This is a genomic window from Serratia sp. (in: enterobacteria) (genome assembly GCF_046715635.1).
Taxonomy (GTDB): domain Bacteria; phylum Pseudomonadota; class Gammaproteobacteria; order Enterobacterales; family Enterobacteriaceae; genus Chania.
This window is the reverse complement of sequence record NZ_JBKJYW010000426.1, coordinates 1-6,414: the sequence shown is the minus strand read 5'-3', so window position 1 is coordinate 6,414 and position 6,414 is coordinate 1. Positions and strand designations below refer to the sequence as shown.

Annotated in this window: 5 protein-coding genes; 4 read left to right on the top strand and 1 reads right to left on the bottom strand. The window is 55.3% G+C overall.

Translation table 11 applies throughout. The features are described 5' to 3' along the window. Positions 1 to 408 precede the first annotated feature (408 nt). From glnA to ACLQ7H_RS22190, 4 genes are all read left to right on the top strand, one after another. The gene (gene glnA / locus ACLQ7H_RS22205) at positions 409 to 1,818 is read left to right on the top strand and encodes a glutamate--ammonia ligase (RefSeq protein WP_261170399.1); all 1,410 of its coding nucleotides are present in this window, start codon (positions 409 to 411) and stop codon (positions 1,816 to 1,818) included. A gap of 194 nt (positions 1,819 to 2,012) precedes the next feature. Then, entirely contained in the window at positions 2,013 to 3,062 is a 1,050-nt protein-coding gene (gene glnL, locus ACLQ7H_RS22200) for a nitrogen regulation protein NR(II) (protein WP_411754531.1), read from the top strand. A 10-nt stretch (positions 3,063 to 3,072) separates the two neighbouring features. Then, positions 3,073 to 4,485 (top strand): nitrogen regulation protein NR(I), encoded by a 1,413-nt coding sequence (gene glnG, locus ACLQ7H_RS22195; protein WP_411754530.1) that lies wholly within the window; start codon positions 3,073 to 3,075, stop codon positions 4,483 to 4,485. Positions 4,486 to 4,762: 277 nt separating this feature from the next. Next, positions 4,763 to 4,885 carry a YshB family small membrane protein gene (locus ACLQ7H_RS22190; RefSeq protein WP_411754529.1) on the top strand — a complete coding sequence of 41 codons (123 nt, stop codon included), beginning with the start codon at positions 4,763 to 4,765 and terminating at the stop codon, positions 4,883 to 4,885. Positions 4,886 to 4,981: 96 nt separating this feature from the next. Here ACLQ7H_RS22190 and hemN read toward each other — a convergent pair whose 3' ends face one another. Next, complete coding sequence (gene hemN, locus ACLQ7H_RS22185; RefSeq protein WP_411754528.1) at positions 4,982 to 6,355, bottom strand: oxygen-independent coproporphyrinogen III oxidase; 1,374 nt, start codon at positions 6,353 to 6,355, stop codon at positions 4,982 to 4,984. Between the last annotated feature and the right edge of the window lie 59 nt (positions 6,356 to 6,414).

Genomic DNA, 6,414 nt, shown 5'->3' with positions numbered 1-6,414 from the left:
GGCGATGTTACGCAAATTTTCGATCACAGCTTTGCCTCAGGCATTAGAAATAGCGCGCTATTGTACACGTATTAAGCGAGGGACTAAACAAGATCACAACACTCTCTTATAAACAACTGTGTACAGGCTAGTTTGTGATCCCTTTCACGGTGCAAAAAGCAGCAATCGATGATGTTTTGCACCATTCCAGTGCCCTACCCCAGGTTATTTGCACCAACATAGTGCATTACATCGCTAATGGTGCATACTGGCGATGAGCAAAACCCGCGCAAACCGGCGATTATTTCGCTTTTATAAAGTTGGCACAGTTTTCGCTTTGTCTTTATTAAGAGCCTATTTAAGGTAAAACAGGCCATAACACAGATTCGTTCGACGACGATGACAACGATAAATCCGGGAGAGTTAAGTATGTCCGCTGAACACGTTTTGACGATGCTGAATGAGCATGAAGTGAAATTCGTAGACCTGCGTTTCACTGACACCAAGGGTAAAGAGCAACACGTCACCATCCCTGCTCATCAGGTAAATGCCGACTTCTTCGAAGAAGGTAAAATGTTTGACGGCTCCTCAATCGGTGGTTGGAAGGGCATCAACGAATCTGACATGGTACTGATGCCAGACGCCAGCACGGCGGTTCTGGATCCGTTCTTCGAAGAATCTACCCTGATCATTCGTTGTGACATCCTCGAGCCAGGCACCATGCAGGGCTACGATCGTGACCCACGTTCGATCTCCAAACGTGCTGAAGACTTCCTGCGCTCTTCCGGCATCGCTGATACCGTGCTGTTCGGGCCAGAGCCTGAGTTCTTCCTGTTTGACGACATTCGTTTCGGTAGCAGCATCCGTGGCTCAATGGTAGCTATTGATGATATCGAAGGCGCATGGAACTCCAGCGCCAAACTCGAAGGCGGCAACAAAGGCCACCGCCCAGCGGTAAAAGGCGGTTATTTCCCAGTACCACCGGTCGACTCTTCACAGGACATCCGTTCTACCATGTGTCTGACCATGGAAGAAATGGGCCTGGTGGTTGAAGCTCACCACCACGAAGTAGCAACCGCTGGTCAGAACGAAGTGGCCACCCGCTTCAACACCATGACCAAGAAAGCCGACGAAATCCAAATCTACAAATACGTGGTTCACAACGTGGCTCACGCGTTTGGCAAAACCGCTACCTTCATGCCAAAACCGATGTTCGGCGATAACGGCTCAGGTATGCACTGCCACATGTCACTGTCCAAGAACGGTACCAACCTGTTCGCTGGCGACAAGTACGGCGGCCTGTCTGAAATGGCGCTGTTCTACATCGGCGGCATCATCAAGCACGCTAAAGCGATCAACGCCCTGGCCAACCCGACCACCAACTCTTACAAGCGTCTGGTCCCAGGTTACGAAGCGCCGGTCATGCTGGCTTACTCTGCCCGTAACCGCTCTGCGTCTATCCGTATCCCAGTGGTTGCCAGCCCGAAAGCGCGCCGTATCGAAGCTCGCTTCCCGGATCCAGCGGCTAACCCATACCTGTGCTTCGCTGCGTTGCTGATGGCAGGCCTGGACGGCGTAATCAACAAGATCCACCCTGGCGATGCCATGGATAAAAACCTGTATGACCTGCCGCCGGAAGAAGAAGCTGAAATTCCAAAAGTGGCTGGCTCACTGGATGAAGCGATGGCTGCACTGAACGAAGACCGTGAATTCCTGACCCGCGGTGGCGTATTCACTGACGACGCGATCGATGCCTACATCGAACTGCGTAAAGAAGAGATGGATCGCGTACGCATGACGCCACACCCAGTTGAGTTCGAACTGTACTACAGCGTGTAAGTGATACCCGCGCTGTCTACGGATGGCGCATCGCTCGCGATTTATCTAAGCCGTTTTTTTGTTGCCGTGGAAACTTTTAGCCCATCTTCGGATGGGCTTTTTTCTCCACCGTATGTTCTGCAAAACTATTTCGTACCGTGATGGTTGCGGATGGAGTAGGATGGATGCACTAAAAAGGTGCAGGAGACTGCTGTATGGCAACCGGCAAGCTGCCCGATGCTGGGCAGATCCTCAATTCTCTCATCAACAGTATTTTGCTGTTGGATGACACACTGGCGATCCACTACGCCAATCCGGCGGCACAACAGCTGCTGGCACAGAGTTCTCGTAAACTTTTCGGTACACCGTTGCCCGATTTACTTGGCTATTTCTCGCTGAACATCGATCTGATGCGCGAGAGCCTGCATGCTGGCCAGGGCTTTACCGATAATGAAGTGACCCTGGTGGTCGACAGCCGCGCCCATATCCTCTCCCTGACCGCTCAGGCGCTGCCAGAAGGCTTTATTCTGCTTGAGCTGGCCCCAATGGACAATCAGCGTCGCCTTAGCCAAGAGCAGTTACAGCACGCCCAACAGGTTGCGGCGCGCGATCTGGTACGCGGCCTGGCCCATGAGATCAAAAATCCGCTCGGCGGTTTGCGGGGTGCCGCACAGTTGCTGGCGAAAGCTTTGCCAGACCCTTCGCTGACGGAATACACCAAGGTGATCATTGAACAGGCCGATCGGCTGCGTAATCTGGTGGATCGCCTGCTAGGGCCACAGCGCCCCGGCCAGCATATTACCCAGAGCATCCATCAGGTAGCGGAGCGGGTCTGCCAATTGGTGTCGTTGGAGAAACCCGATAACGTCACGCTGGTGCGTGATTACGATCCTAGCCTGCCGGAGCTGGCGCACGATCCCGATCAAATCGAGCAGGTGTTGCTCAATATCACCCGCAACGCGCTGCAGGCACTGAGCGAAACTGGTGGCACCATCACGCTGCGCACGCGTACTGCATTTCAGATCACCCTGCACGGCACCCGCTACCGGCTGGCGGCACGCATTGATGTTGAGGATGACGGCCCAGGTGTCCCGGCCCAACTGCAAGACACGCTGTTCTACCCAATGGTCAGCGGCCGCGAAGGCGGAACCGGCCTGGGATTATCCATCGCCCGTAATCTTATCGATCAGCATTGCGGAAAAATTGAATTTAACAGTTGGCCAGGTCACACCGAATTCTCGGTTTTCCTGCCTATTCGCCAGTGAGGTTTGTGCTATGCAACGAGGGATAGTCTGGATCGTCGATGACGATAGCTCCATCCGCTGGGTGCTCGAACGTGCGCTCACCGGAGCCGGGGTGAACAGCGTCACCTTCGACAACGGCAATGCCGTGTTGGAAGCATTGGCCACGCAAACTCCCGACGTGCTGCTGTCTGATATCCGCATGCCGGGTATGGATGGCCTGGCGCTGCTCAAGCAGATCAAACAGCGTCACCCAATGCTCCCGGTCATCATAATGACGGCGCATTCCGATCTGGACGCGGCGGTTAGCGCCTATCAACAAGGGGCGTTCGATTACCTGCCAAAACCCTTTGATATTGATGAGGCCGTCGCGCTGGTGGAGCGTGCCATCAGCCATTATCAGGAGCAGCAGCAACCCGCTCGCAGCCAACCCGCCAACGATCCCGTCGCCGATATTATTGGTGAGGCCCCGGCGATGCAGGATGTGTTCCGCATTATTGGGCGCCTGTCGCGCTCATCCATCAGCGTGCTGATCAACGGGGAGTCGGGAACCGGGAAAGAGCTGGTCGCTCATGCGCTGCATCGCCACAGCCCACGCGTCAAATCACCGTTTATCGCCCTGAACATGGCCGCGATCCCCAAAGACCTGATCGAATCTGAACTGTTCGGTCATGAGAAAGGGGCGTTTACCGGCGCCAATCAGATCCGTCAGGGCCGTTTTGAACAGGCCGACGGTGGCACGCTGTTTCTGGATGAAATCGGCGATATGCCGCTGGACGTGCAAACCCGCTTGCTGCGCGTGTTGGCAGACGGCCAGTTCTATCGTGTTGGTGGCTATGCGCCGGTGAAGGTAGACGTGCGTATCATTGCCGCCACCCACCAGAACCTGGAGTTACGCGTTCAGGAGGGCAAATTCCGTGAGGATCTGTTCCATCGCCTGAACGTGATCCGCGTACATCTGCCACCGCTGCGCGAACGCCGTGAGGATATTCCGCGGCTGGCTCGCTATTTCCTACAGGTGGCCGCGAAAGAGTTGGGTGTGGAGGCGAAGAACCTGCATCCGGAAACCGAAACCGCCCTCACTCGCCTGCCGTGGCCGGGCAACGTACGTCAGTTGGAAAATACCTGCCGCTGGCTGACTGTGATGGCCGCCGGGCAAGAGGTACTAATCCAGGATCTGCCCTCGGAGCTGTTTGAAACCGCCGCGCCGCAAGCCAGTAACCACGGCTTACCGGACAGTTGGGCCACGTTGTTGGCACAGTGGGCCGACCGCGCGTTGCGTTCCGGTCATCAAAACCTGTTGTCCGAAGCTCAGCCGGAAATGGAGCGTACCTTGCTCACCACCGCACTACGGCATACCCAGGGACACAAGCAGGAAGCCGCCCGCCTGTTGGGATGGGGCCGGAATACCTTGACGCGTAAGCTGAAAGAATTAGGGATGGAGTAAATACCCCTCACCCAGCCCTCTCCCAAAGGGAGATGGGTCCGGACGTGCCACTGATTACCCCTGCGCTCAACTGCTACATTGTTCTGGGGAAGTGCCACAGAATAACTCCATACCTGATATCAACTCCGTTCCAGCTCCCTCTCCCTGTGGAGAGGGTTGGGGTGAGGGGCGATTGATGATGAAAAATACAATCTAGCGCACAAAAAACCAGCAATTGGAGGCTTTTACCGGGTAGGCGGCAGCAGTATGATCGAAACGCAAACTCAGGAGGCTTTTGATGCTGGATACACTCATCGTCTTTCTTACCCAGGGCGCAGACATCGGCTCTGCCGTCAGCCATTCACCGCAGGCGGCCGTTGCCACGGTGTTGTGCGCCGCACTGATAAATTTCTTCAGTTAACAGGGCGCCCCAACACTACGGCTGATACTTAGGGCGCTGCATGTGGCGCCCGTCTATCAATCGGCCCCTATCAGCCGTGGTGTTTGGTGATGTGTGTCAGATAACCCGGGAGAACTGCTGGGCACGGGCCTGTTTACGCAGGTAGATATCGAAGCACATGCAGATATTACGGATCAGCAAGCGCCCACGGGGCGTGACACGAATGCCGTGCTCATCGCGCTCCACCAGCCCGTCACGTTCGAAAGGTGCCAGCAATTCCAGATCGGCAGCAAAATAATCTGCAAACGCAATCCCGTATTGCTGCTCAATAGGTTGATAGGTCAGCTGGAAATTACAGATCAGCGTCTTGATCACGTCACGGCGCAGGCAGTCATCTTCCGTCATCGCCAGGCCACGCCACAGGGCATTCCCCTGCTCTTCCACGTTAGCGTAATACACCTTCAGCTCTTTCTGATTCTGCGCGTAGCTGTCACCCAGCATGCTGATGGCGGAAACCCCCAGGCCCAGCAGATCGCTGTCCCCTTGGGTGGTGTAACCCTGGAAATTGCGGTGCAGTTTGCCTTCGCGCTGGGCAATGGCCAGCTCATCGTTTGGCCGGGCAAAATGGTCCATGCCGATAAACTGATAGCCCGACTCCGTCAGCGAAGCGATGGTTTGCTGCAGGATATCGAGTTTCTGCTGGGCGCTCGGCAAGTCGGCGTCTTTGATTTTACGTTGGGCAGCAAACAGGTTCGGCATATGGGCGTAGTTAAATACGCTCAGGCGATCCGGGTTTAGCTCTGCCACGCGCTGCAGCGTGAAGGCAAAACTTTCTGGCGTCTGCTTCGGCAGGCCGTAAATCAGATCGATATTGGTCGAGTTGAAGCCAAGCGCTTTAGCCCGGGCAATCAGGGCAAAAATGAACTCTTCATCCTGCTCACGGTTAACCAGGCGCTGCACTTCTTTATTGAAGTCCTGCACCCCCATGCTGAGGCGGTTGAAGCCTTCGGCACGCAGGTGATCCAGCACATCCAGCTCGATTTCCCGCGGATCAACTTCGATCGACATCTCCATTTCTGGCTGGAAATCAAAGTGCTGACGCAGCATGGCAACCAGGTGGCTGATTTGCTGCTTATCCAGATAGGTTGGCGTACCGCCGCCCCAATGCAGCTGGCTGACCTTGCGGCCGGCAAACAGGGGGGCACGGGCAATGATTTCCCGCTCCAACACGGCCAGATACTCATCGGCCTTGTGAGTCTGGCGCGTGACCAGCTTATTGCAGCCGCAGAAATAGCAGAGCTTATGACAGAAGGGAATATGGACATACAGCGACAGCGGGCGCTCAGGATAGCGCGTGGCCGCGCGTTGAAACGCGGCTTCATCGTAGCCCTGGTTAAACTCCAGTGCCGTGGGGTATGAGGTGTAACGCGGGCCTGAATAGTTATATTTTTGGATCAGGGCCAAATCCCAGACAATGGTCTGTTCTGACATGCTTGCTCACTCCTTCCGATATTTTTTCCTACCGGGCCGGGAAATGGGCAGTTGTCTAC

Coding starts and splice junctions, on each gene's coding strand:
- ACLQ7H_RS22190 (WP_411754529.1), top strand. CDS start 4,763: ATGCTGGATACACTCATCGTCTTTCTTACCCAGGGCGCAGACATCGGC.
- glnG (WP_411754530.1), top strand. CDS start 3,073: ATGCAACGAGGGATAGTCTGGATCGTCGATGACGATAGCTCCATCCGC.
- glnL (WP_411754531.1), top strand. CDS start 2,013: ATGGCAACCGGCAAGCTGCCCGATGCTGGGCAGATCCTCAATTCTCTC.
- hemN (WP_411754528.1), bottom strand. CDS start 6,355: ATGTCAGAACAGACCATTGTCTGGGATTTGGCCCTGATCCAAAAATAT.
- glnA (WP_261170399.1), top strand. CDS start 409: ATGTCCGCTGAACACGTTTTGACGATGCTGAATGAGCATGAAGTGAAA.